The organism is Actinoplanes sp. G11-F43 (assembly GCF_050589265.1).
Lineage (GTDB): Bacteria > Actinomycetota > Actinomycetes > Mycobacteriales > Micromonosporaceae > Actinoplanes.
In genome coordinates, this window is record NZ_JBNZCE010000027.1 from 53,034 (window position 1) to 76,427 (window position 23,394).

25 protein-coding genes are annotated in these 23,394 nt (G+C 70.0%); 15 read left to right on the forward strand and 10 right to left on the reverse strand.

Annotated elements, in window-relative coordinates; genetic code table 11:
- Positions 1-58: 58 nt before the first annotated feature.
- Positions 59-1,075 carry a DUF6919 domain-containing protein gene (locus ACQ0O7_RS30420; RefSeq protein ID WP_430786959.1) on the reverse strand — a complete coding sequence of 339 codons (1,017 nt, stop codon included), beginning with the start codon at positions 1,073-1,075 and terminating at the stop codon, positions 59-61.
- The gene (locus ACQ0O7_RS30425) at positions 1,063-2,064 is read right to left on the reverse strand and encodes a hypothetical protein (protein ID WP_430786961.1); all 1,002 of its coding nucleotides are present in this window, start codon (positions 2,062-2,064) and stop codon (positions 1,063-1,065) included. The genes ACQ0O7_RS30420 and ACQ0O7_RS30425 overlap by 13 nt, the downstream gene beginning before the upstream one ends.
- Before the next feature lie 78 nt (positions 2,065-2,142).
- On the opposite strand from ACQ0O7_RS30425, the gene ACQ0O7_RS30430 reads away from it, so the two are divergent.
- From ACQ0O7_RS30430 to ACQ0O7_RS30460, 7 genes are all read left to right on the forward strand, one after another.
- Positions 2,143-2,328, forward strand: a complete 186-nt coding sequence (locus tag ACQ0O7_RS30430; RefSeq protein ID WP_430786963.1) for a hypothetical protein — start codon at positions 2,143-2,145, stop codon at positions 2,326-2,328.
- Positions 2,325-2,873: a hypothetical protein gene (locus tag ACQ0O7_RS30435; RefSeq protein WP_430786965.1), complete on the forward strand. Its 549-nt coding sequence runs from the start codon at positions 2,325-2,327 to the stop codon at positions 2,871-2,873. The genes ACQ0O7_RS30430 and ACQ0O7_RS30435 overlap by 4 nt, the downstream gene beginning before the upstream one ends.
- Before the next feature lie 26 nt (positions 2,874-2,899).
- Positions 2,900-4,006, forward strand: coding sequence for a tyrosine-type recombinase/integrase (locus ACQ0O7_RS30440; RefSeq protein ID WP_430786967.1), 1,107 nt, complete (start codon positions 2,900-2,902; stop codon positions 4,004-4,006).
- On the forward strand, positions 4,003-4,347 hold the full coding sequence (locus ACQ0O7_RS30445; RefSeq protein ID WP_430786969.1) for a helix-turn-helix domain-containing protein: 345 nt from the start codon (positions 4,003-4,005) through the stop codon (positions 4,345-4,347). Before ACQ0O7_RS30440 ends, ACQ0O7_RS30445 begins: the two co-directional genes overlap by 4 nt.
- Before the next feature lie 503 nt (positions 4,348-4,850).
- Positions 4,851-6,284 carry a hypothetical protein gene (locus ACQ0O7_RS30450; RefSeq protein ID WP_430786971.1) on the forward strand — a complete coding sequence of 478 codons (1,434 nt, stop codon included), beginning with the start codon at positions 4,851-4,853 and terminating at the stop codon, positions 6,282-6,284.
- A 448-nt stretch (positions 6,285-6,732) separates the two neighbouring features.
- Positions 6,733-6,930 (forward strand): hypothetical protein, encoded by a 198-nt coding sequence (locus ACQ0O7_RS30455; RefSeq protein ID WP_430786973.1) that lies wholly within the window; start codon positions 6,733-6,735, stop codon positions 6,928-6,930.
- The gene (locus tag ACQ0O7_RS30460; RefSeq protein ID WP_430786975.1) at positions 6,927-8,078 is read left to right on the forward strand and encodes a hypothetical protein; all 1,152 of its coding nucleotides are present in this window, start codon (positions 6,927-6,929) and stop codon (positions 8,076-8,078) included. Before ACQ0O7_RS30455 ends, ACQ0O7_RS30460 begins: the two co-directional genes overlap by 4 nt.
- 213 nt (positions 8,079-8,291) lie before the next feature.
- On the opposite strand, the gene ACQ0O7_RS30465 is transcribed toward ACQ0O7_RS30460, so the two are convergent.
- Positions 8,292-9,068, reverse strand: coding sequence for a DUF5677 domain-containing protein (locus tag ACQ0O7_RS30465; RefSeq protein ID WP_430787190.1), 777 nt, complete (start codon positions 9,066-9,068; stop codon positions 8,292-8,294).
- A gap of 189 nt (positions 9,069-9,257) precedes the next feature.
- On the opposite strand from ACQ0O7_RS30465, the gene ACQ0O7_RS30470 reads away from it, so the two are divergent.
- Positions 9,258-9,737: a hypothetical protein gene (locus ACQ0O7_RS30470; RefSeq protein ID WP_430786977.1), complete on the forward strand. Its 480-nt coding sequence runs from the start codon at positions 9,258-9,260 to the stop codon at positions 9,735-9,737.
- A complete protein-coding gene (locus ACQ0O7_RS30475) occupies positions 9,730-10,398 on the forward strand; it encodes a hypothetical protein (protein ID WP_430786979.1) in 669 nt (222 codons plus the stop codon). Before ACQ0O7_RS30470 ends, ACQ0O7_RS30475 begins: the two co-directional genes overlap by 8 nt.
- Before the next feature lie 271 nt (positions 10,399-10,669).
- On the opposite strand, the gene ACQ0O7_RS30480 is transcribed toward ACQ0O7_RS30475, so the two are convergent.
- Together ACQ0O7_RS30480 and ACQ0O7_RS30485 are read right to left on the reverse strand one after the other, a co-directional pair.
- Positions 10,670-11,614, reverse strand: coding sequence for a hypothetical protein (locus ACQ0O7_RS30480; RefSeq protein WP_430786981.1), 945 nt, complete (start codon positions 11,612-11,614; stop codon positions 10,670-10,672).
- Between the two features lie 136 nt (positions 11,615-11,750).
- Positions 11,751-11,894, reverse strand: a complete 144-nt coding sequence (locus ACQ0O7_RS30485) for a DNA-binding protein (RefSeq protein WP_430787192.1) — start codon at positions 11,892-11,894, stop codon at positions 11,751-11,753.
- Positions 11,895-12,085: 191 nt separating this feature from the next.
- On the opposite strand from ACQ0O7_RS30485, the gene ACQ0O7_RS30490 reads away from it, so the two are divergent.
- Positions 12,086-12,466 carry a hypothetical protein gene (locus ACQ0O7_RS30490; RefSeq protein ID WP_430786983.1) on the forward strand — a complete coding sequence of 127 codons (381 nt, stop codon included), beginning with the start codon at positions 12,086-12,088 and terminating at the stop codon, positions 12,464-12,466.
- Between the two features lie 26 nt (positions 12,467-12,492).
- Here ACQ0O7_RS30490 and ACQ0O7_RS30495 read toward each other — a convergent pair whose 3' ends face one another.
- Entirely contained in the window at positions 12,493-13,356 is an 864-nt protein-coding gene (locus ACQ0O7_RS30495) for a hypothetical protein (RefSeq protein WP_430786985.1), read from the reverse strand.
- Positions 13,357-13,586: 230 nt separating this feature from the next.
- Here ACQ0O7_RS30495 and ACQ0O7_RS30500 point away from each other — a divergent pair, with 230 nt between their 5' ends.
- Positions 13,587-14,654 carry an ATP-dependent DNA ligase gene (locus ACQ0O7_RS30500; protein ID WP_430786987.1) on the forward strand — a complete coding sequence of 356 codons (1,068 nt, stop codon included), beginning with the start codon at positions 13,587-13,589 and terminating at the stop codon, positions 14,652-14,654.
- Here ACQ0O7_RS30500 and ACQ0O7_RS30505 read toward each other — a convergent pair.
- Genes ACQ0O7_RS30505 through ACQ0O7_RS30515 form a run of 3 tightly spaced genes read right to left on the reverse strand, consistent with a single transcriptional unit; the run spans position 14,629 to position 17,054 of the window.
- A complete protein-coding gene (locus ACQ0O7_RS30505) occupies positions 14,629-14,799 on the reverse strand; it encodes a hypothetical protein (protein ID WP_430786989.1) in 171 nt (56 codons plus the stop codon). The genes ACQ0O7_RS30500 and ACQ0O7_RS30505 overlap by 26 nt on opposite strands.
- 39 nt (positions 14,800-14,838) lie before the next feature.
- A complete protein-coding gene (locus tag ACQ0O7_RS30510; RefSeq protein ID WP_430786991.1) occupies positions 14,839-16,359 on the reverse strand; it encodes a DUF7221 family queuine tRNA-ribosyltransferase-like protein in 1,521 nt (506 codons plus the stop codon).
- Positions 16,356-17,054, reverse strand: a complete 699-nt coding sequence (locus tag ACQ0O7_RS30515; RefSeq protein ID WP_430786993.1) for a hypothetical protein — start codon at positions 17,052-17,054, stop codon at positions 16,356-16,358. The genes ACQ0O7_RS30510 and ACQ0O7_RS30515 overlap by 4 nt, the downstream gene beginning before the upstream one ends.
- A gap of 165 nt (positions 17,055-17,219) precedes the next feature.
- On the opposite strand from ACQ0O7_RS30515, the gene ACQ0O7_RS30520 reads away from it, so the two are divergent.
- The 4 genes from ACQ0O7_RS30520 to ACQ0O7_RS30535 all read left to right on the forward strand — a co-directional run bounded on the left by ACQ0O7_RS30520 (position 17,220) and on the right by ACQ0O7_RS30535 (position 22,731).
- Positions 17,220-18,713, forward strand: coding sequence for a pentapeptide repeat-containing protein (locus ACQ0O7_RS30520; protein ID WP_430786995.1), 1,494 nt, complete (start codon positions 17,220-17,222; stop codon positions 18,711-18,713).
- Between the two features lie 228 nt (positions 18,714-18,941).
- Positions 18,942-20,603, forward strand: coding sequence for a Mu transposase C-terminal domain-containing protein (locus ACQ0O7_RS30525; protein ID WP_430786997.1), 1,662 nt, complete (start codon positions 18,942-18,944; stop codon positions 20,601-20,603).
- Positions 20,600-21,511, forward strand: a complete 912-nt coding sequence (locus tag ACQ0O7_RS30530) for a TniB family NTP-binding protein (RefSeq protein ID WP_430786999.1) — start codon at positions 20,600-20,602, stop codon at positions 21,509-21,511. The genes ACQ0O7_RS30525 and ACQ0O7_RS30530 overlap by 4 nt, the downstream gene beginning before the upstream one ends.
- A complete protein-coding gene (locus ACQ0O7_RS30535; RefSeq protein ID WP_430787001.1) occupies positions 21,508-22,731 on the forward strand; it encodes a TniQ family protein in 1,224 nt (407 codons plus the stop codon). The genes ACQ0O7_RS30530 and ACQ0O7_RS30535 overlap by 4 nt, the downstream gene beginning before the upstream one ends.
- Here the strand turns inward: ACQ0O7_RS30535 and ACQ0O7_RS30540 are convergent.
- A complete protein-coding gene (locus tag ACQ0O7_RS30540) occupies positions 22,701-23,261 on the reverse strand; it encodes a recombinase family protein (RefSeq protein WP_430787003.1) in 561 nt (186 codons plus the stop codon). The genes ACQ0O7_RS30535 and ACQ0O7_RS30540 overlap by 31 nt on opposite strands.
- Positions 23,262-23,394 lie beyond the last annotated feature (133 nt).

Sequence of the window (23,394 nt, forward strand, 5' to 3'; positions counted from 1 at the left end):
GCCGACTCACCGCCTGATGCCGCCGGCGCGGGTCCGTACGCGAGATGGTCGGGGAAGGTCACGGGTTCTCCTCGCGGTGGAAGTGCTCGGTGGGCGGTGCCCACCGGTTGTCGCCCGGGCCGAGCAGGTCGTCGAGGCGCGTGTTGATCCGGGTCACCTGCTCCAGGACCGCGGGATCGCTGAGGGCCCGGATGGTGGTGGTGACGTACAGCCGGTCGCCGTGGCGGTGCCGGCAGAGCTCCAGCACGTCGCCGTGCCCACCGCCCGGCACCTGGCCGCGGTGGAGGAACCGGGCGGTGTGCGCGGCGACGAACCGCGTTCGCTCGGCGTCCGGGGCGCCGGCCAGGGTGGTCAGCACGTCGTAGACGGCGTGGGCGCGCTCGGTCGGCATGGCCGGACCGAAGCCCCGGTGGTGAGCCAGCAGCCGGTCGTCGGCGGCCGGGGCTTCGGCCGCGAACGCGGCCAGCACCGGCCACAGCAGCCGGCCCCGGCCGGGCTGCGGGTCCGTGATGGTGATCTGCCAGCCCGCCCGCAGCGCGTCGACGGCCTCGGCTCGGCAGGACCCCCAGAAGTCGGTGATCTCCCGAGCCGGATGCCCGCGCCAGGCGCGGCGCCGCCTGTTCTCGGACTCGAAGCGGCGCGACGACTGGTGCCACGCCGACCAGGCCAGCCCGGACCCGCGCAGCAGGCTGAGCAGCCGTGCCGTGACGGCGTCATCGGCGAACCCGTCCAGCGACGTGGTCACCTGCAGGCCCGGAACGCCGGAGTCGGGCGCCTGCGAGCCGGTGGTGTAGAAACCGGCCCGGTTGACGTCGGCCAGCAGCGGCACGAACGGCAGCGTCTCGGTGTCCGGGCCGTACCCGGGCGCGTAAGCGGGCTGCGACCCGATCCAGCCTTCCAGCCACAACGCCCCGACCCTGGCCAGCTCGGGAATGGTGGTCGCCGAGAGCCACCACACCCGATCGGCCTCGGGCATCGGCTCACGCTGCAACATCGCATCGAGCCCGGCGGCGAGCCGGCGCAGAAGGTCGCGCATCCGTTTCCCCTTCTCGGTGATCGCGGTCAGCGGTTCCACACCCGCACCCGCTCGACTTCGTGCAGCGGCGCGTCCGGCGGGCCGGCCTCGTACTCGTCGATCCACATCCACTCGATGCGGGAGCGGCCCGGGCCGACGTGGTAGCGCCGCCAGAACGGCGGCACCGTCACTCGGCGGGTCCAGGTGTAGTTGCCGTCGCGGCTGCCGCTGGGCGATCCGCTCGCCCGGCGCCGCACCCGCACGATGTCGACGCCGCTGGTCGGCAGGCCCACCCGGCGCATCCGCTTCTTCGCCGAGGTGGGCATGGCCGGTGCGGAGACGATCTCGGCGTGCAACGGCTGGCGCATCAGCAGCCAGGCGGCGACGACCGTGCGCGCCCACTGCGCGGTGCTCTCCGCGGGGAACTCGATCGCGGCGAGCTCACCGAAGGGCCAGCCCGCCTCGTTGTACGGCAGCAACGGGTGCACGTCGGCCAGGCCGAGCTCACCGACGACCCGTTTGGTGCTGCGGGTGTATCGCGCATCCCGGTGACTGGAGTAGAAGGTCATCCAGGTGCCGCCGTCGGTCCACTGCCAGCCCTCGGGCCCTGCCCACGGCCCCCAGCTCACCGCCGCGATCTCCACCGGTGTGCCCTCGTCGGACCAGAGCAGCCCGATCGGGTCCTCGAAGACCATGAATCCACGCGGTGACGGCAGGTGGTACGGGAACAGGTCGTAGCTGGGCAGCTGGCGGCCGGCCTGCACCGCTAACCGGGTCATCGTGGCGTCCACCCAGGTCAGCCCGCCGGTGACGCGGTCGCGTTCGGCCGTCGCCAGCTGCTGCGCGTTCTCCCGCGGGGCCAGCGCCCGGATCAGGCCCATCTGCTGCCGACCGCTGCGGATGGCGATCTCGTAGAAGTTCGCGCCCTCGGCGGCGAGCCAGTGCGACAGGACGCCCCGCAGCGCGGGCATGCGCCGCGGCTCCGGCGACTGCCACGTCCGGATGGGCTTGGGCATCTGCAGCAGCTGCACGATCACATCCCCCCGCATCGATACTTGACCTTTAATCTAGCATCAGTAGAGTAAACGTCAAGAGATCGACAGGGTGGTGAGCAAGTGGGCGGTGCCGTGACGGATGCCAGTGCAGAGCCGGCCCCCGGCGGCCTGGCCGCCCTGGCCGACGCGAGCTGCTGGGCGGCGCCGTTCGCGCCGCGGCGCATCGTCGCGGAGCGGCACGGCGATGTCGGGCACGGCCGGCTCGGTCAGGAGCGCAATCCGCTCCCGTGGTCACCCGGGCGTGGAGGGCTGCGGTGAGCGTGGCCGGCCTCGTCGTCCCCGGCGCGGCCGTCGACGAGGCGCTGTACGAGTCCGGCTGGTGCCAGCGCACTACAGAACGCGTTCCCAGTTGGCGGCACACCAGCGAGGGCGGGTTCGATCCGCGCAACTACCACGTCTTCCAGATCTCCGAGGAGGTCGCCAAGGCGTTCGTGCTGCTGCACCACTACTCCCGCTCGTACCCGGTCGGCCGGCTGGCGTACGGGATGCTCGAGCGTCACCACCTGGTCGGCGTGGCCGTCCTGGGCGAGCCCATGCATCCGAAGGTGATCACCAACCCTTTCCCGACCCTGGACAACCGCACCGGCGCCGAGTTGTCCCGGCTGGTGTTGATCGACGAGGTTCCCGCCAACGGGGAAAGTAGGCACTGTTGCAGCGCGTGCAACAACTCGACCATGTGGTGCGGGTCGGGTGCGCCAGGCGTCGCAAGTACATCACAGAGGTCGTCCGTCGTCGATCACCCTTGCATGTTGCATCCGATGCGACAACGATGCGTGCCATGGGACGAGGAGCATCGCCGTTGACCGTTGCTCGGGCGCAACGAGCGTCCGTGCCGAACCTCGGGGCGGCGGCGTTCCTGGATTCTTCGGTTGTGCATCTGGACCTGCCGCAGGCGGTGTTCGATGCCATGTTGGAGGGCTTCGACCGCCAGCAGGCAGCTCGGGGTCTGGCCGCGGACACCCGGCGCGGCCGTGAGCGGCTGGTGCGTCAGCTCCGGGCTGCATCCGGTGCTTGGCCATGGGAATGGACGCCGGCGCATTTCGAGGCATGGACCGCGGCGCACCTGCGGGCCGGTCGCACGAAGGCGACGATGCGCGGCTACCAGAACGCCATCGTGGCGTTCACCGGGTTCGTTGCCGACCCGCGATACGAGTGGGGCCTGGTCTGCCAGCAGATCTTCGATGCCACGCCGGCGCGAGTGACGCACGAGCTGAACCTGATCCGGCACAAGGGCGACTACGAGGGCCGCCCGGACGGCAACCGGCCCCTAACGAGGGCAGAGCTGGACAAGTTCTTCGGCACGGTCGACGCGCGTGCGCGCAACGCCGCGGCGTTCCACCGCAAGGGCGCCGCGTCGGCACACCGCGACGCGACGATGTTCCTGATCATGCTGGGGTGGGGCACCCGCCGCACCGAGACGGCCGGACTCGATGTGAGCGACTTCCGACGCAACGCCAAGAGCCCGAAATTCTCCCGCTACGGCGCGCTCGTCGTGCGCAACGCCAAGAGCTTCCCGGGCGGACCACCGCGACGCCGCACCGTACTGACGGCATTCCCCTGGGCCGCGGAAGCGGCTCAGCACTGGGTCGAGGTCGGGCGGACGGCCTGCTACCCGGAGGTGGACAGTACGGTGCTGCTGCCGACCGAGCGGCAGGCCCGGATCACACCACGACAGATCAACCTGCGTTTCGCCGCGATCAGGGACGAGGCAGGGCTGCCCGAATATCTCAATCCACACTGCCTGCGGCACACGTACGCGACGACGCTGATCGAGATGGGCTGGCCGATGGCGCTGGTGCAGGACCAGCTCGGGCACACTCACGTGGCCACGACCGCCGTCTACACCGCGCTGTCCGACGACTTCAAGGACCGGGTGCTCTACCAGAGCCTGGGCCTGGAATGGGACGACGACGCCGAGCAAGGAGCGACGTCATGACCAGCGGACCGGCATTCGAGTGGAAGCTACGTGAGCTCATGGCCATCCGAGGCATGTTCTCCACCTCCGACCTCATCGAGCCGCTCGCCGATCGCGGCATCGTGTTGTCGCGCTCGCAGGTCTACCGGCTGGTCGCCGAGACACCGGAACGGGTCACCATCTCGCTGCTGCTGGCGCTCTGCGACATCCTCGACTGCCAGTTGACCGACCTCGCCGCCGCGCCGGACCCAGCCAACGCTGCCCGCCCGGCGAAACGCGCGGCCCGCAAGAAGGCCGCCGGCGAGACGCCGCTGCCGCCCTCTGCCGTGCCGCCGTCGTTCTTCGTCCGGTCCGGACCATGATCGGCACCTGTGCTGAATGCGGCCGCACGAACTGCAAGATCGCCGCTCGCAACCGCTGCTCGCGCTGCTACGACCGCGGCCGTCCCCGCATCACCTGCACCGACTGCGGCAAGCAGCAGCGGCCGGCCAAGCTGCGCGACACCGGCCCGGTATGCGGCAACTGCTGGGCGCACCGCAACAAGGTCACCTGTTCGGCCTGTGACCGTGTCCGGCCGAGAGTCAACCGGGCCAGCGACCCGCCGCTGTGTGGAAACTGCTGGCACGCGGCGCGACCCGCAGTCGACTGCGCCGCCTGCGGGCGCCACCGCAAGCCTGGTGGCTCGGACGAAGACGGTCGACCAATCTGCGCTCGGTGTGCTGTCCAGCGACGCGGCCGCATCCAGTGCCGGGGCTGCGGCAAACAGCGCTACCCCCACACCGCTGTCGACGGCGGGCACCTCTGCTCTGCCTGCGCCGGGCGCCGCCGACGCCCGGAACGATGCGGCGGCTGCGGAGCCGACGATATGGTCATCGCCCGGGTGGCGGACGGCACGAGCCGGTGCTACCGGTGCTGGGAGGCCACGCACCTCGCACGCTGTTTAGGCTGCAGCCGGATCAGGAGGCCCGTCGTCCGTAACGACGACGGCACCGCGCTATGCGCCGTCTGCCACCGTAAGAGCAAGCCGCCGGTCGCCTGCACGGGATGCGGTCGCGTCGGTCACCACGACCTCGGCGGAGCTAGCGGTCCCCCACGCTGCACCCGCTGCTGGGCCTACGAGCGGCTCGAGTGCGCCCGCTGCGGCACGATCACCAAGGCCGAACTACGCTGGCCCGCCGGCCCGATCTGCCGCCCGTGCGTCGAACTGGCCTTTGCCGACCCTCAGGCCTGCGCCACCTGCTACGCCGTCCAGCCCAACGTCGCCGCCGCTGGCACACCACCACAGTGCCCACCCTGCGCTGACCTGCGATTTCTATACCAATGCGTCGGCTGCGGCCTATTCACCCGACAACTCCGCGACGACCGGTGCCCGACCTGCAACCTCATCAACGGACGCCAACCAGAGCGCGCACCGACGCTCGACCCCTACCACCAGCGCGTCGACGCGCTGCTGGCCACCGTGCCGGAACCAACGCGGCTCGTCATCCGCCGCTACGTGCGATGGTCAGTCACCCGCCCGCTGCAACGCAAGATCAGCGAAGGCGCCGCCGTCCGGTCCGAGCTCCTGCGCTGGCCCCTGGATCGGATCAAGACCGCCACGTTGTTCGCCGCCACCACCACTGCCAACGCCGGTGGCCTTACCAGCGTCACCCAGACACAACTCGACGCATGGGTCGCTGAACTACCCAGCCACCGATCCGCCCTGCGCTCGTTTGTGAAATGGGCCGTCGCCCACGACTACATGCCCGCGGAGCTGGACGTTCCCGCCAGCGTCAGCCGGGATCAACGGGCGATGCTGGACGACGAGGAACGCCTCGCCCTGGCCCAGCGCCTGCTGCGCGATCAAGACGACGATCCACCCGCACGCCTCGCGGCTGTCCTCGTCCTGCTCTTCGGCCAGCGCATCACCCGACTGGCCGCCCTCGACCTCGACGCGGTCACTGTGACCGACGGCCGAACCACCATCACTCTGGCCGCCACGCCCATCCGGCTCCGCGAACCTCTGGCCAGCCTCGCCCGCGGGGTCGCCGACCACTCTCGCACGACCGGCTCACGCTGGCTGTTTCCCAGCAGCCAGGGCAATCGGCCCCTATCCGGGGAACGGCTGCGCGACCGAGCCGCCAAGTTGGGATTACACAACGCTCTCCAAGCCCGCAACGCCGCCCTCGCCGCCCTCGCCGCTCAGCTCCCACCAGCACTACTCGCCGAGCAGATCGGCCTCTCGGCCGGCGCCGCCGCCAAGTGGTCCAAAGCCACCGGCGCTACACGTGGTACCTACGTCGACCTTCGGACCCGGTGACAACTTCTACGGCAGTGCATCTCCGGAGGACGAACCACTCAGCGCCTCCAGCACCCAAGTGATCATCAAGAACCGACGAGCCGAGCCGTGGGCGTTCACCACCCCATACCGCTGACCGTGCTCGACAGCCAGGTCAGGATGTGGTCCAAGGCCGCCGGGGCCGCTCGCAGCGACTACGCCGGACTGCGTCACCGCCAGGATCAGCTGATGTACGCCCCTTGACGACAACCCCTCAACAACCAGATAAATGTTAGGTGCTGATTACTGACTGTCCGGATCGACGACCTGACACCCCCTCCCACAAGATCAGCAACGCGACAGGGCGAGGAATCATCGCGATCCTTGACCGTGTTGTCGCCGCTCGGCACAACACAAAGGCCCGCGTTCCCAATCGCCCTGGAAAGCATGGGAAGCGGACCTCAGTGCTGACTCAGTTGGAGGTTCTCACATGCCGGAGTTCGTTGGCCAGCTTGGCCTGGGGGCTCTCGTAATCGCCGCCCCCCTGGCCGCCGTCACCCTCTGCATGATGATCACAGCCGTCGCGGCCCTGTTCGCTCGGCGCCCGAGCTCACGGCGTCACTATCTCAACGTGCTGTCACATATCACCAAGTATGTCGAGGCCATGCGCGGCCGTGGTGCCGAGTGACGAGGACCAACGCGGCACGTGTCCAGCTAATCAACGGACTGCGCGCCGCGAAGGACATCGGACACGGCCGGTTCCTGTCCGATGTCGTCCAGGAGAATTTGACTCGAATCTGGGAGGGAAGCCACCGGAGCGAGTGGATCTACATTCGCTCCGGATTTATCTCCGGCCTGGACCGTCCGGAAGGGCCACTGCTGCCGCGCTTGATCCAGTCCAAGGGCTTACAGCTGCGCCTGCTACTTCTTATGATCTTCAACGAGCAGTGCACCCTGGACTGGACGCCGTACACAGTCCCCGGCAGAAGGGTTACGCCCAAGCATGGGGACACCCGGTTGTCGTGGCTCCAACTGGTACTCACCGATGCTGCGCCGGCACGTGGCACCGGCCGTACCGCAAGTGATCTGCGAGCCAGGCAGATCAGTGAGGCGATCAGAGGGCTCGAGAAGCACCGTGTACTCACGGTTCCACGGGACCGTCAAAGGCAAGGGCGCCGGAGCTATGACCTGCAGCGGCTTAAGGCCGAGGACGGCACATCTGCTGAATACGGATACACAAAACCAGACCATGATCACGCCGTGCCGGTATCCAGGCACTTCTTCACGAACCTATGGTTGTTCGCCCTGACTGACTCAGAGATCGCGACATACCTCGTGTTGTCGCTACTACGGTGGCGGCACGCTCGGGAGCACAAACTTATGGGCGTCTACCTCACCGCCGAGCGGCGCCAGACCGAGTTTCGGCTGAGTCGCCATGCATGGCGGTCTACCGAGTTGCTGCACCGGTTCGGCGTAGTCGATCGGCGTCCGGATCCCAACCGCAACTTCCTGACCGGTAAGGTCGCCAACTTCGCCGCCATGTGGGCTGACAAGGAGGTGAGGCCCCTGTACTACACCTTTAACGACGAAGCACTGAAGCGACCAGCGGTCGAAACGGTTTATCAGATCCTGACTCGGCCGAATGCCAATGACGCGGTTCGACGCCTCGGACTGCCTCCGATCCCCCAATGGTGGCAACCCCCGTTGGACGGCCTGGATCTGCTGCCCGGAGAGCGGCCGCCCCGGCGCACGCGGTTGGCTTCGTACGATTCCCGCCTGGATGACCTTCAGCACGAGATTAATCAGCGAAGATGGGACGAGGGTGGCGAGGAGTAGCGTCCGTAGGCACGAAGTCCTGCACCCGTTCCCGGTGGCGCCAGAATCAACCCTGGCTAGCTTGCGGTTACCTTGCCGCCGAACGTGCTGGGCTCTTGGTGGCCGCTCCGGCCAGACGCATTCGTCACCAAGGAATCCGTGCACTCCGCCAAGAAATTAGGAATAGACCACGGAAGGACACAGCCGATGCAAATCGGCATCTTATGGGTTCGTTCACCTATGCAAGATCGGATAGCAACGCAGACTTCTTGCGGCCTTGCGGAGGACCTTCTTGTGCGGATGATGCATCTCAAGTTCATCGGACGCGCGTCCGGCCCATACCAGCGACGACGCTACGAGGTACGACGTTTGCACGGCTCCGCCCGGCTGATCCCCAGCGTTCTTGATCGGAACCAGCTCGCCATCGTCCTCGACGAGGTAGCGCCGCAACGCGTCGAGCGCATGGGTCTCGCCACTGAGGACCCTGAAGATCAAATAGAGCTGACTGCCACCACGGAAGGATCGACACATATCCTCCATTTTTTGGACCGATATGTCCGGCGCAGGCTTCGCGATAGCGCTCCGGAGCGCGGTCACCCGGGCCTCGACCTCCGCAGGTACCGGGACGTTCGCCTCCTTGAGCTGCTTCATGAGGTTGTACCCGTTACGAAAGGTCTCGTGCAGTAGGGCATCAACGACGGTGGCATCGGATTGCTGAACCCACGCCGCAAGCACCGCGGACTCGAAGCAGGTGCGGGCGAGTGGAACGGTCTCCGCATAAATCTCCTGGTCCCACAACATCCGAACAACATTCGCGTACCGATAGGCGTTCGCCGTGAATGCGACGGCGGCCCTGCCGCGCGGCGCGTGCTTGATCCGTACCTCGAAGTCCTTATCCGAGTCCCACGTGGCCAGCAGCTCGTCTATCACTGCGCGATGTGCCTCGAAGGTCATCACCCACTCCTCTTCCGGCCGCGAATCAAACAGCCAGATCTCGCAATGCTCCTTCATCGACAACGAATGGAGGCATCACTCGACACGCCGCTACCCAACCTTGCAGTACGCGGCCGCAACCGTGGCCCCGCACCCGGGACCGCCAACAGAAGGTCAAGTGGTTGGGGAACGCCGGCGTTCAAGGTCGGTCCAGGACGACCCATTCGTCACATACGAATCCGTACACTCCGCCAGGAGACCTGGTTCGTGCGCCGGGTGCTCGGCGCTGCGGCCGAGCACGGCCTACGCGGCGTCGTGGCGTTCTCCGACCCGATGCCCCGGCCCATGGTCGGCATGCACGGTCATGTGGGAGACCTGTACCGCGCCTATGGGGCTGCCTACTGCGGCCGCGCCACCGCGCGCACCCTGACGTTCCTGCCGGATCTGACCGTGTTCCCGGACCGGTCGGCCCAGAAGATCCGCAGGCAGGAGCAGGGCGCTGCCGGGCAGATCCGGCGGCTCGTGGAGCTCGGCGCGACACCACCGCCGCCCGGACTGGCCGACGCCGGCTGGCTGCGTGACGCCCTCGCCGAGATCGGCGTCATCCGTGTCCGGCACCGCGGCAACCACCGCTTCGTCTTCCGGCTCGGCGGGCGGGTGACCCGCCGGCACACGCCGCTCGGGCTCGACGTCCTGGCGTACCCGCTCATCCCGGACCCCGCACCGAAGGAGCTGATCCGTGCTTGACCTGCACGCCGTCGAATGCGCGACCGCCCGCCGGCTCGCGCTGCTCGACATCGACCTTCCGGAGATCGACCTGTGGGACTACGACGGCGGCATCCTCAACTCGTCGGCGGGCAAGGATTCGCTGGCCATGAAGATCGCCGTCTACCGGCTGGCGCTTGCGCAGGGCTACCCGCTCGACCGGCTGGTCGTGCAGTACAACGCGCTCGGCGACCGGGTGACGTGGCCGGGCACCGCCGACATGGGCCCGAACGCCGAGCCCCTGGTGAGGGCGTTCGGCGACCGGCCCGGCACCCGCCAGCTGGTGGAACAGCAGGCCGACCTGCTCGGGCTGCGGCTGGTTGTCACGAGCCGCAACCCGAAGAACTACCCCGACGAGCAGGACCTGCTCGACCACATCGAACGGCGGGGCCGGTTCCCCAATAACGGCAACAGGTTCTGCACCTCGGAGCACAAGTCCGGGCCGGGATCGACGACCATCACCGCCGAGTACCGGCGGCTCGGGGACCTCGGCCGTCCGCCGCGGCTGCTCTACATGCTCGGGTTCCGGGCCGCGGAGTCCGACGAGCGGGCCAAGCGCACCGCGTTCAACCTCGACGAGCGCAGCAACAGCGTGCAGGGCTGCTCCACCCAGCCGATACGGCAGCGGGTGCAGCGCTGGTAGTCGACGGCGAAGGCGAACTCGTCGCGGTCGGTGTCACCGGGGGTCGTGGACGGCAGGTTGGCAGCGCGCATCCGCCAGCCGGTGCGCTCGGGGGAGACGGTGTCCTGCCAGGGCGTGGCCAGGCGGGGCACGACCGGCCAGCCACGACGCCGCGGCCATCGGCCGCCGGTCAGCCGGAGCAGGAACTCGCGCCACGGTTCGCGGCCCGATACCCGGCCGACCTGAGTGGTAGAGGCGATGAGCGCGCTGATCGTCGTGTCGGACGGCCCGGTCACCGGTCGGCCTCGTCGGGGTAGATCCAGCGGCCGATCACGGTGCGGCGCACCCCGCTGTCGAGCATCGCCTGGGCCCGGTGCCGGCCGTTGATGTAGGGGACGGCACCGCCGGGGCTCTCCGGCTGGATCGGGTCGAAGAACAGGGTTCCCGCAGCCTCCACCGTCGCGGCGTCGAGGTCCTGCTCCTCCAGCGCGGTCACCGCCGCGTCAAGGAGGGCATCCTGCGGGTCCTCGTCCGGATCAGGCTCGAGACGCCGCGCGTGCGCCGCGGCGAGCGCCGTGATCGCCGCTTGCGACGCGGCGCGCCAGTCGACGTCGTGATACCAGCAGCAGCCCCGCTGGGCGCGGCTCGGAGCCACCTGCCGCACCAGGCGCCGCCACCACGGCGTCCCCGCCGGCATGCAGGCCGGCTCGCCGTCCAGGTCGGGCCGGGGCAGGCCGATCACCGCGGCGACCTCGAAACGCATCCACGGCTCAGCCGGCGGTGGCGGGGCGGAGAACCCGTCGCCTCGCCCGGCATCGACCGGGCCGCCGACCAGCGCCATGAGCTCGTCCATGGTCAGGCGAGGCCCCCAGCTCGGCGGGCTGCCTACCGCGAACGGGCCCGTGACGGTGAAGCCGTAGTGGCTGAACCCGCGGTCACCGGCTGCCCGCAGATGATGGGCGATGAAGATCGGCGGCTGGGACTCGCCCGGGCAGTGCCGTTGCCACACCGCCTCGACGAACCGTTCCGCGCGGTTCATCAACGACGCGCCCTCCCGGTCGGTCTGCGTCGCGATCGCCACCGGCCGCAGTCCTGCTCCAGTGAACAACTGCAGGCGGCATGAGGACTGCCCGACGGTGAACATGTGCTCGTCGACCGTCCGGGTCCGGGCCCCGGCGTGCTCACCGAGCAGCGCCAGGCTCCGCGCGCGTGCCGGCTTGGCACCGGATGCATCCATGCCCGTCACCGTACGGTGTTGCCGCGGCATCGAGGCGGTTGTCGGCGCCGCGAGTCGGCGCGCGCCCGGGCGCGACCGCCGGTGCGGCAGAGCGGCCCATCCGTCAGCGCGACGCCGGCGGCCGGTGCACGGCCATTCACGTGTCGACGTCCTCGGCGCGCCACACCTTGCCCTGGGCCAGGTCGGCGATGGGCCTCGGGAAGTCAGCGCGGCTGGTCAGTTGATAGGCGCGCTGCCTGCTGACGTTGCCGAGCCGGATCCGGATCTCGTGGGCACCCAGAAGAGGGCCGACGTCGTCACTCACACCATGACTATAGGCGCTAGTCAGGTAGTCGTGAGGGTCTCTTTGGGGTGAGTGGGGCGGGTGGCTTCCTGCAGCAGGGCCGGCCGCCCGCCCCCGCTCGTCACGACGAGCGACACACCCCCGCAACCCCGATCCCGGGACGGGCCGTCCCGGCCTACGGTTGACCGATGATCATTCCTGGAATGCAGGCCGTTGACGGCGCTCACCTGGAGGTGGCCGCCGCGAACATGCGAACCTTCGCTGCGGAGGTGGCGGCCGCGGCCGAACGGGAAGCCATCACGCGGGCGGAGATCGACGGCCGGCCCGACAGTTACACCGCGGTGGTCGGTGAGCCGGAGCGCGACGAGGCCTCCGACCATGACGGCCGTTATGGATGGCGCCTGTCCGTCAACGGGCGCGACCAGGTCATCCTGATGCCCGGCGTCGACCTCGACCAGGTGCGCGGCCTGACGCTCGCGGCCCCGTGCGTGATCGTCAACGGCAGCCCCTGGTGGTGGAGCGACGCGGTGGGGCACACCGTGCCGCTCCCGGAGCGTCACCGGGGCTGAGCGGGTCCGGGCGAGGGCCGGCGAGGTCAGCGGCGGAGCCCGATCTCCTGGCGCAGCGGCGCCCAGGGGTCCTGCGGGGCACTCGCCGGCATGAGGTCGTCCCAGAGCGGATTGGGAGTCTCGGGCACCGGCGCGGGCTCGGGGGCAGGCGGCGGGATGCGCTGTGACGGCTCCGGGACGGGCGGCGGCCAGACCAGGTCCCCGGTACGTGGGCGGGCGGCGCGGCCGCGGCCGGTGGCGTGGATGCTGAGGTGCTGGCTGCGTAGCCGGCCGCGGCCGGCGGCGAGGCCGGTCCAGCCCCGGCCGGTCGCGGTGAGCACCAGGTCGCTGGCCGGCCAGGCGGTGGTGGGGATGAGCACCGTGCCGCGCTGGCGGGCACGGCTCTGCAACTGCCGGGCGATCGGCTCGGCGACCGGGCCGTGGTGGTGGACGACGACCACGGCCACGCCGTCGATCAGGGCGGCGACGATGGCGGGCCAGTCCGGTCCGGGATCGGCGACGAGCGCCAGCCGCTCGAGGGGGATGCCGGCCTCGCCGGCGGCGAGCGCCCCGTAGTCGGGCCGGCCGACAACGGCGGCCCAAGATCCATCACGCATCGCGCCGGCCAGGAGCAGGTTCAGCAGGGTGGTCGAGCCGACCGCGGCGATCGTCGCTCCCCGCCGCAAGCCGCCGGGCCACGGGAGCAGGGGCTGCAGCTGCTCGACGGCGGGCAGTACCTCGGTGGTGTCGCCAGCCAGTTCGGCCTCGGTGCCGGTCTGCAGCGGCAGGGCGAGGGTGCCGGTGACCGCGCGCCGGGCGGCGGCGGTGTTGACCCGGTCGAGGGCGGCGCGCACGCCGGCGACGCCGTTGATGCGGCCGGTGCCGGCCCAGACGGCCTGTCTGCCTGCCACGCCCGTGCTCCTCCCCACTGGCCGGACCTGTGCCGCGGGGAAGCGACGGCGGTTACCTCGGCGTCCGGCTCGGCGGGCATCTTCGCGGGAACACCCACCGATGTCGAACACATGTTCTATGTCCAGCGTAGCTGTTGATCATGGTGGAGGGCGAGGCATCACCTTCCCGGGCCGCCATGGATTCCGTGTTTTCGCCTGTCAAGGCCACTGCCCGGCCATAGCGTGGCGTGGTGAGCCGGTCCTTGCCGCGCCTGCTGCGGCCACCGGTCGAGCCGATGCGGGCGGTCGCTGTCGCGGATCTGCCGGTCGCCGGCGCCGGCGGTGCCGCGCTCGGCTACGAGCCCAAGTGGGATGGCTGGAGGTGCCTTGCCTGGCGGCTCGGCGACGGGGTGTATCTGCAGTCGAGGCGGGGCCGTGACCTGTCGCCTTACTATCCTGACCTGCTGGAATGCCTTCGTGGCGTGCCGGCCGGCGTGGTACTGGACGGTGAGCTGATCAGCTGGGACCTGGAGACCGGGCGCACCAACTTCCGGGCCCTGCAGCGCCGGGTCACGGCCGGGCGGGCACTGGCGCAGGAAGCCGCCGCCCATCCCGTCCACCTGGTGGCCTTCGACCTGCTGGCCGATGCCGGCGGTACGGCGCTGCTGGACCAGCCCTTGCTGCAGCGTCGGGCCCGGCTGAGCGAGCTGCTGGCCGATGCCGGCCCTCAACTGCCGGTCTGCCCCCAGACCCCGGATGTCGGTTGGGCCCGCGAGTGGCTGCGGGACTGGACGGCGGCCGGAGTGGAAGGCATCGTGGCCAAGCCCCTCACCGGCCGGTACGTGCCCGGCAAAGCGGCGTGGATCAAGCACAAGGCGCTGCACACCATCGAAGCGATCATCGGCGGGGTGACCGGCTCGGTGTCCGCGCCCCGGGCCCTGCTGCTCGGGCGCTGGGACGAACAGGGACGGCTGCGGTTCCTCGGGCGTACCCACGCGATCGCGAGCGCCCATCGGCAGGACTTCGCCGGGCTGCTGCGGCCGGTGTCCGCGGGGCGGCACCCGTGGCCGGTGCCGCTGCCCGCCACGTGGACCGGGCTGCCCGGCAGCGGCGAGCCGCTGGGCTTCCACCCTGTCGCGCCGGAGCTCGTGGCCGAGGTGCGCGTCGACACCGCCTACGAGCTGGGCCGGCTGCGTCACGGTGCGCGGTACGAGCGTCTGCGGATGGACCTGGAGCCCGCGGACCTGGCGCTCTGGGCGCCCGACGTCCTGGCCGCCCGCGGCGAGCTGTCGGTTACGGCTGCCGCGGCCGGTCGATGAGCGCGTCGAGAGCGGTGCGGCGGTCGGCGAGAGCGCGAGCGGCCGTCTCACCGGTGCTGTCCGGCAGGGCGTCGACGGCCTCGCGCAGCGCGGTGACGAGCAGGCGCTGCATCCGATCCTGCTGGGCGGTGGTGAGGTCGGGCATCAGCGGGCTACCTGCCTTACCGGGAGATTCGCAGACCGGTCACGGCTCATTGTGACCCGGCGGGCGACGTGCGGCTGCCCCGAGCCGGGCGTGACGTCCCTCGCGCCCCGGGCGCGGCGTGGCCCGGGCCAGGCGGGCCTGGGCCTTGACCCACCAGGAACGGGCGTTGACCGGGCAGTTGGCCTCCCACCGCACAGCGCCGTGCGGGCACAGCCCCAGCCGCCGGCCGTGATAGGAGAAGGCGTTGGAGTCGGTGGAGACGATCTCGCGCCCGTAGAGGCTCAGGCCCTGTGCGCCGACCCCGAAGCCGTGCAGCCGCAGCCCGAAGGCGGCCAGCGCGCGCACGATCCGGGCGGTCTGCTGGGTTCCCTGCCGCCGGCAGACGCTGCCGAGGCCGACCAGGGGCTCCTCACCGAAACGCACGCCGGCCGCCTCGAACATCGCCATGTGCCGCAGATACTGCTGCAGGGTCTGGCCCTGCAGCACCGCGATGATCGGCAGGTCGGGAGCGAGCCGGCGCAGCTGCACCAGGTTGTCCACCGTGAGCCGCTGATGCAGCGCGACCATCTCGTCGAGGCTCAGCCGCCAGTGCGGGTCCAGCAGCCAGCGGGTGCCGACGAACCGGCCGTCCTTGGTGTGCCCGCCGTTGATGACCTCTGTCTCGCACATCCAGTCCTGCTGGGCGACGGCCACCACCCGGTCCGGGCCCAGCTGCGCCACATGACCGCGGACCTCGTCGACGAACTGCTGGGCGTCCTGGCGCCATCCGCCGTTGTCCTTGAGCTCGGTGAAGCCGCCGGAGTCCAGCAGCAGCAGCGCCAGCGACCGCGGTATCCGCCGGCCGCGGTAGCCGGCGAGCCGGTTGCGGCTGATGCACTTGGGCATGTCGGCCAGATCCGGCCGGCCGAGCCAGGCCACGGTGTTCACGGTCAGGTAGACCCGTGCCGGTTCGCGGCGCGGCCGGACCGGGACCGGATGGCACCGTTCCGGCCGGCCGTCCGGCACGGTGACGAGCAGCTGCCACGGCGCGTACCGCAGCGGCCACTGCTCGCGGGTGTGGACGGTGGCGGGCTGGGTGGTCAGGTCGACGGCCGTGACCGTGAAGCCGCCGGCACCGGGACCGGCCAGCTCGGCCGGGCCGTAGACGACGTCGCCGGGCTGCAGCCGGTCGACGCGGCAGACCACCCGCGGACCCGGGCCCGCGGGCGGGCGCTGCGGCGGTACGGGCATGCGGCCCAGGTAACGCCAGGAGACGACGATCGCGGTCGGGTCGCGGGGGTCGGCCAGCACGTGCATGGTGTCGCCGTCGAAGCGGAGGTACGGCGCAGGCGGCAGGTCCAGGCGGGCCCGGGTGAACGTCGAGGCGTCGTCGTGGATCCCGCGAAACCGCGGCACCCTGCCCGCCGCGGCGTGGGTGACGGTGCAGATCGCCGAGCCGACGCGCGGTCCGCAGCGGTGCCACCGGCTGCCCTCCACCGCCAGGCGCCGGAAGTCGGCGAGACCGGTCATCGCCGGCACCGGGCTGTGCCGCGGCGCCGCGGTCGTGGCAGTGCTGGTCACCGGTGGCTCACCGCCAAACCCTGCGCGGCGAGCCAGCGCTCGAGCATCGCGGTGAGCTCCCCGGGCGGCAGCTGGTGACGCTGGTAGAGCGCGGCCAGGTCGGCGCGCAGCGTCAGGATGGCCTGGCCCTCGCGAGTCGCCGGATCGGGCAGGGCGGGTGTGGGCGGGGCAGCGCGCCCGAGGACCGCCAGTTCGGCGGCGCGCCGGTGGTGCTCGGCGGCGAGCTCGGTCAGCAGCGGCGTGATCTTGGCGGTCAGCCGGTCGATGCTGCGCTCCGCATCGGCGATCCGGCGCGGCGCGTGGTGCCAGGCGTGGAACCCGGCGAGCTCGTCGTGGTCGGCGCGGTTCAGCCAGTCCTGGACCAGCGCCAGCACGATCTCCCAGGTCCGGCGGCGGGTGCCGTCCGGCACCTCGCTGCCGTCGACGCGGGTGACCGGCAGCGTCCGCCACGAGGACCGGCCGAGGTCGTCGACGTCGAGCACCGCAGCGCCGCCCAGGACGATCGTGCACACCCGCGGCGGGTCCGGCAGGTCGCGCGAGCGGTGGTAAGGATCGGGGCCGTCAACGCGGCCGTAGCGCACGTGCACCCGCCGTCCCATGCCGGTCAGGTCGTAGGTGTAGGTGGGCGGTTCGAGGGTGAAGGTGCCGACCCGATCGACCGCGTAGAGGACCCGTCCGTACTGGGTCGGGGTCACGGTGACCGTCAGCCGGCGTCGGCCGTTGAGGAGCACCGGAACGGGAACTGGCGTTAGCGATGATCTTGGATCCGCTGCTGTCCCACTTCCTTGGAACCGGAACGTTCCGGTTCCAAGGAAGCGGAACGTTCCGGGGTAGGTGCGGACGGTGTGCAAGATGGGGTCGTGTCGTACCGACGAGTGATCACCTTCGCGGTGATGGTGTTGGCATCTGCTTGCCTAATCGATTTTGAAGCGTGGAAGTGGCCATGGGTCCGGTGGGTCACGGGCTTGGCCCATGACTATCCAGCTCTAACGGCTGCTGCCGTGGTGGTGGCGGCTTGTGGTGTCGTGCTGTGGCGGTCCCATGCCGGCGAACGAACAGCGCAATCCGGTTCGGACGGCGGCCAAGTCGCAGTTCTCGAGCCCTTGCGGGTGCCATGGGTGCTGTCGGATGCCGGTATTGCAACCGTGGTTGCCGTGGTCGCCGTGGCGGGTGCCGCGATTGTGGTGGCGATGCTGCAGATCGCCGCTCACCCCGCCGACGCGACCGATCAAGCCAAGTTGCAAATCGAAGCTCTTAAGTACGGACTGGGGTTCTTTGCCGCTGCCGGAGCGGTTGCCGCGCTCCTGCTTGCGGTGCGACGACAGCGGCTGTCCGAACGCGCCCACGAAGTCGCCCTGCAGACCCATCGCCTCGCCGAACGTAACCATCAGGTAGCACTCAAGGCTCAGGAGATCTCCGAGAACAACCACCAGCTCTCCCGAGAGGCGCAGGAACACACCCAGACCGATGCAGCCGCCCGACGGGTAACAGACCTGTATACCAAAGCGGTCGAGCAACTCGGCTCCGCCGACGCAGCCGTACGCCTCGGTGGCCTATATGCCTTGGAGCGTGTCGCACAGGACAATCCTGGCCAGCGGCAGACCATCGTCAACGTGCTCTGCGCCTACCTGCGCATGCCCTACACCCCACCCGCTGCCACCGTGCCGGCCGCCACCGGACCGGTCACCGACCTGTCCATGCCCGCCGCGCCACCGGCCGTGGGCCGTGACCCTCAGCAGGAACTGCAAGTACGGATCACGGCGCAACGCATCCTGATCACCCACCTGACCTTGCCCGCTAAGGTCACCCTTGAGCAGGCCAGCACCGCAACCGACCAGCCGTTCTGGCGGGGCATCAACCTCGACCTAGCTGGCGCATATCTCATTAACTGGCACTTCAATCGAGCCCATGTAGGCCAGGCCAACTTCACCACAGCGACCTTCGCCGGTGCTGCCTGGTTTAGCAAGGCGACCTTCACCGGCACCGCCAGATTCGATGAAGCGACCTTCATCAGCACTGCGAGGTTCGACGGAGCCACCTTCTCCAACGCCGCGAGGTTTGACAGAGCCACCTTCTCCAACACCGCGACCTTCGACTGGGTGACCTTCTCCAATGCCGCGAGGTTCCATGAAGTGACCTTCACTAGCGCCGTGAAGTTCGTCAGGGCGAAGTTCAGCGGCACCGTGAAGTTCGACGGGGCGATCTTTCAGCAGGGGCGCCCAGGTATGGATCGTGTACGGGTCCTTCTGGGACTACGGCACCAAGATGTGTGGCCAGCAGGCTGGCAGGTCGTCGATGAGCCAGACGGGGATTGGGGCAATTTGGTGTTCGATGCCTCGGGCGTGTCTAACTGAACTTCTGAACTTGCCGTTCCACTTCCATGGTTGTGGAACGGCCCCGGGACTCAGGGCGGCGGTGGGTCGGCTCCCCAGGTCAGCTGTCAGTTTCCGCAGTCCTCTGCATGGAGCTATGGGGTTGACCGGGTGCCGTGCACGGGAGTGTGAACTTTCCGCTGGTCTGGACTCGTGTGCACTACGGTCGATTTGCTCCGTACTCCTGTGCACGGCAGTGAAGGTTTGGGCATGGTCGATGAGCCGGCGTTACTCGAGCGGGGTGTGCTGACCGCACCTGTGGAGGCCTGGAATCTGGCGGTGCGCCGAGCCGAGGTGATCGGCGGGCTTGCTGCCGGGAGGACGGTCGGGCACGCCGCCGCGGATGCGGCCGCGGCGGAGCTCGGGGTGTCGCGACGGCAGGTGTACGCGATGCTGGCCCGATGGCGGGCCGGTTCCGGTCTGGCATCCGATCTGGTTCCGGGCCGGTCCAGCGGTGGCCGGGGCCGTGAGCTGCTGCCGGAGCCGGTCGAGACGGTGATGCGCGAGGTGCTGCGTAGTAAGTACGTGTCCCGGCAGCGCCGGTCGCTGGCGGCGGTTCACCGGGAGGTCGTCCGCCGGTGCCGCGCCCAGGGGTTGCAGGTGCCGTCGCGGGGCACCCTCGCTCGCCGTGCGGCACGGCTGGATCCGGTGGCCACCACGACCGCCCGGCAGGGCCCGGACGCCGCGCGGGCGTTGCAGGCTGCCGGTGGGGAGCCGCCGCCGGTGACCGCGATCCTGCAGCAGGTGCAGATGGATCACACGCCGGTGGACTTGATCGTGGTCGACGACCGGCACCGGCTGCCGATCGGCCGGCCGTACCTCACCGCGGCAATTGACGTGTTCAGCCGTTGCGTGGTCGGTCTGGTGGTGACTCTGGAGGCGCCGTCGGCGCTGTCGGTCGGGTTGTGCCTGACGCACGCGGTGCTCGACAAGCGGGATTGGCTGGAGCGGCTCGGCGTGGTCGCGGTGTGGCCGATGAGCGGCAAGCCGCTGGAGATCTACGTCGACAACGCGGCCGAGTTCCAGGGCGAGGCGCTGCGTCGCGGCTGTGAGCAGCACGGCATCAAGGTGAAGTGGCGGCCGCCGGGCCTGCCGCACTTCGGCGGGATCGTCGAGCGGGTGATCGGCACGATGATGCAGCTGGTCCATGAACTGCCGGGCACCACGTTCTCCAATCCGCGCCAGCGCGGCGGCTACGACTCCGACGGCAAGGCGGTGCTCACCGTCCGGGAGCTGGAGCGGTGGCTGGCCCTGGCGGTGGCTTCCTATCACGGGCAGGTGCACTCCACGCTCGGGCAGACCCCGGCCGCGGTCTGGGGCGCCGGGACCGCGGTGACCCCGCCGATCACGGTGACCGGGCAGACGGCGTTCCTGGTGGACTTCCTGCCGGTGATCCGCCGGACGCTGACCCGCACCGGGTTCGTCATCGATCACGTGCGGTACTTCAGCGATGCGCTCAAGCCGTGGATCGCCCGCCGCAACCGCCTCGACCGGTTCGTGCTGCGCCGCGACCCGCGGGACCTGAGCCGGATCTGGGTGCTCGACCCGGACGGCGGCGCCTACCTGGAGGTGCCGTACCGGACCCTGGCCCACCCGCCGGTCACCCTGTGGGAGCAGCAGGCCGCCGTCGCCCGGCTGCGGGAGCAGGGCCGCGCCCAGGTCGACGAGACCGCCCTGTTCCGGATGGTCGAGCAGATGCGCACGATCACCGACACCGCCGCGGCGACCACCCGCCGGGCCCGCCGGGACGTCCAGCGCCGGGCCGCAGTCCCGGTGGCTCGGACCTCGGCGCCGAACGCCGTGGTGCCGCCGCCGGAGTCGGCCGGATCGGTGGCCGTCGCGGAGCCGTTCGCGGTGATCGAGGAATGGTGAGCACCGGCGGGAAGGCCATGGACCTGGACCATCTGCACCTCGGTGCTCGGCCGGTCGCGCTGCTGCCGGACGAGGAGCGGCTGCGGCACGTGCGCGCTGAACGGTGGATCGGCTACTCCCGCGCTGCCGAGGCCGTTGAACGGCTGGAGGAACTGCTGGTGTGGCCTGCCCGGCAGCGGATGCCGAACCTGTTGCTGATCGGCCCGACCAACAACGGCAAGTCGATGATCGTGGAGAAGTTCCGGCGTCTGCACCCGCCGATCTCGCACCCGGATCGGGAGGAGATCCCGGTGCTGGCGCTGCAGATGCCGTCCGAGCCGTCGGTGCTCCGCTTTTACGTCGCGGTGCTCGCCGCGCTCGGCGCACCGCTGCGGCCCCGGCAGCGTCTGGCCGAACTCGAGCAGGTCGCCCTGGCGGTGCTACGCGCCACCGGCGTGCGAGTGCTGATCGTTGACGAGCTGCACAACGTCCTCGCCGGCCGCGGCGACGTACGCCGCGAGTTCCTCAACCTGATCCGGTTCCTCGGCAACGAGCTGCGGATCCCGTTGGTCGGGGTCGGCACCCGCGAGGCGTACCTGGCGATCCGCTCCGACGACCAGCTGGAGAACCGGTTCGAGCCGTTCCCCCTGCCGCTCTGGCAGCCCGGCGCTGAGGCATGCTCGCTGCTGGCCAGCTTCGCCGCCTCGTTTCCGCTGCGCCGGCCGTCGCCGATCGCGACCGAGGAGATGGCGCGCTACCTGCTGACCCGCAGCGAGGGCACGATCGGCGAGCTGACGCGGCTGCTCACCGGCGCCGCGATCACGGCGATCAACTCCGGTGAGGAGGCCATCAACCAGCGCACCCTGCAGCTGGCCTCCTACCTCGGGCCCACCGAGCGGCGCCGGCTGTTCGAGCGGGAACTCGTATGAGCCCGCCGCGGTGGCCGCTGCACCCACCGCCCGGCCCGCTGGAAGCGCTGTCGTCGTGGCTCGCCCGCCTCGCCGAGCTCTACGCCCTTCCGCCGGCCGAGCTGCTCACCGGCAACCTCGGACTGGTCGGCCTGACCGTGCCACACGATCTCGACCGGGACCCGCCTGCGGCCATGCTCGCCGCACTCGCGGAGCGGACCGGTGTCGACTTGGCCCGGATCCGGGCGACGACCCTGGCCGGCTGGCGGCCGTGGCTGCTGGACACCCTCGACGCCTCGGACCGGCAGGCCTCGTTCGACAACTACGTCCGCGCCCACTCGGTGCTGCTCGCGCCGCGCGCCGGGGTCGGGAACGCGCTGAGCCGATACCAGTTGTGGCGCGGGCCGTGGCTGCCGCGGTATCGGCACCACCAGACGTGCCCGGTCTGCGCCGGCCGGCCGGGCCGGACCCGGGCGCTGTTCGACCGGCTGCCGCTGATGGCCAGCTGCGCCGAGCACGGCTGCCGGCTGGAGGACGCCGCCACCGTCAACATCGAGATGATCCTGCACGGCAAGCCGCCCGAGCCGGTGCCGGTGGCCGAGCCGCTGGGCACCCTGGACCGCTACACCCAGCAGGCGCTGCTCACGGGCCGAGTTAGCCTGCCCGGCCGCGACCTGCACGCCGGCGTGTGGTTCCGGCTGCTGCGCACTCTGCTGCACGAGGTCAGCCTGTCACCAGGCACGGTAGGCCGGCGCGACGGCGGCACGCTGGAGCTGGTCTGGGAGACCGCCGGGCATCCAGTCCGAGCCGGGCTGAAGCTCTGGCAGCCGTACGAGTATCTGGCGTGGCCGGTCCAGAAGGCGATGCTGCGCGCGGCCGCGGTGGCAGTGCAGTTGGCCGCCGAAGGCCGGATCACGGCTCGCGGCGTTCTCGGTCCCGCCATCCGGCCGCCCACGCCGGGCCGGGTGTACAACGGCGACCGGCCCTCCCCGTATCGCAATGTCTGGCGCGACCTCGCCCACGCGGCGAGGGACACGATGAACCGAGCCCGAACCGACCGCGCCGCCGCCCGGCAACTACTGGACCTGGCCACCACGAACCGCCGCACCCGGGACCGGTACGAGGTGGAGGTGCTCATCCTGCAACGCCTCGGCATCCCGGCCGACTTCCTACCGGACGCCGCCGAACTCGACCGGCTCTTCGCCGCCGATCACCCTGTGACGGCTGCAGGGCGCAGGTAGCTGTAGACCGTCTCCCGGCTGATACCGAACTCCTTGGCCAGCGCGGACTTCCTCTCGCCGGCGGCGGCCCGCTCGCGCAGCTGTTGCGCCTGGTCCACGGTGAGCGCGGGTTTGCGGCCGGTGTACACACCGCGCTGTTTGGCCGCGGCGATGCCCTCGCGCTGGCGTTCGAGGATCAGGGCGCGCTCGAACTCAGCGAAGGCGCCCATCACGCTCAAGAGCAAGGTGGCCATCGGCGAGTCCTCGCCGGTGAAGACGAGGTGCTCTTTGACGAACTCCACCCGCACGCCCTTGCCGGTCAGCGTCCGGACCAGGCGGCGCAGGTCGTCGAGGTTGCGGGCCAGCCGGTCCATCGAGTGCACGAGGACGGTGTCGCCGTCGCGGACGAACGCGATCATCTCGTCGAGCTTGGGGCGGGTGGTGTCCTTGCCGGAGGCCTTGTCGGTGAAGACGCGCTCCACTTCGATGCCGTCGAGCTGCCGGACGGTGTTCTGGTCGACGGTACTGACCCTGACGTAGCCGACGCGCATCCTCTTCACCTTCCTGACCGCCTTTTGTCAGGTTGGACTCTATGGAGCCATCGGGCAAGCGTCAAGAAACACCACACCGGACCCTATTCTGACGTTCTTTGCGGCTGGTGGTGACTGTGGTGTTGGGGTGTAC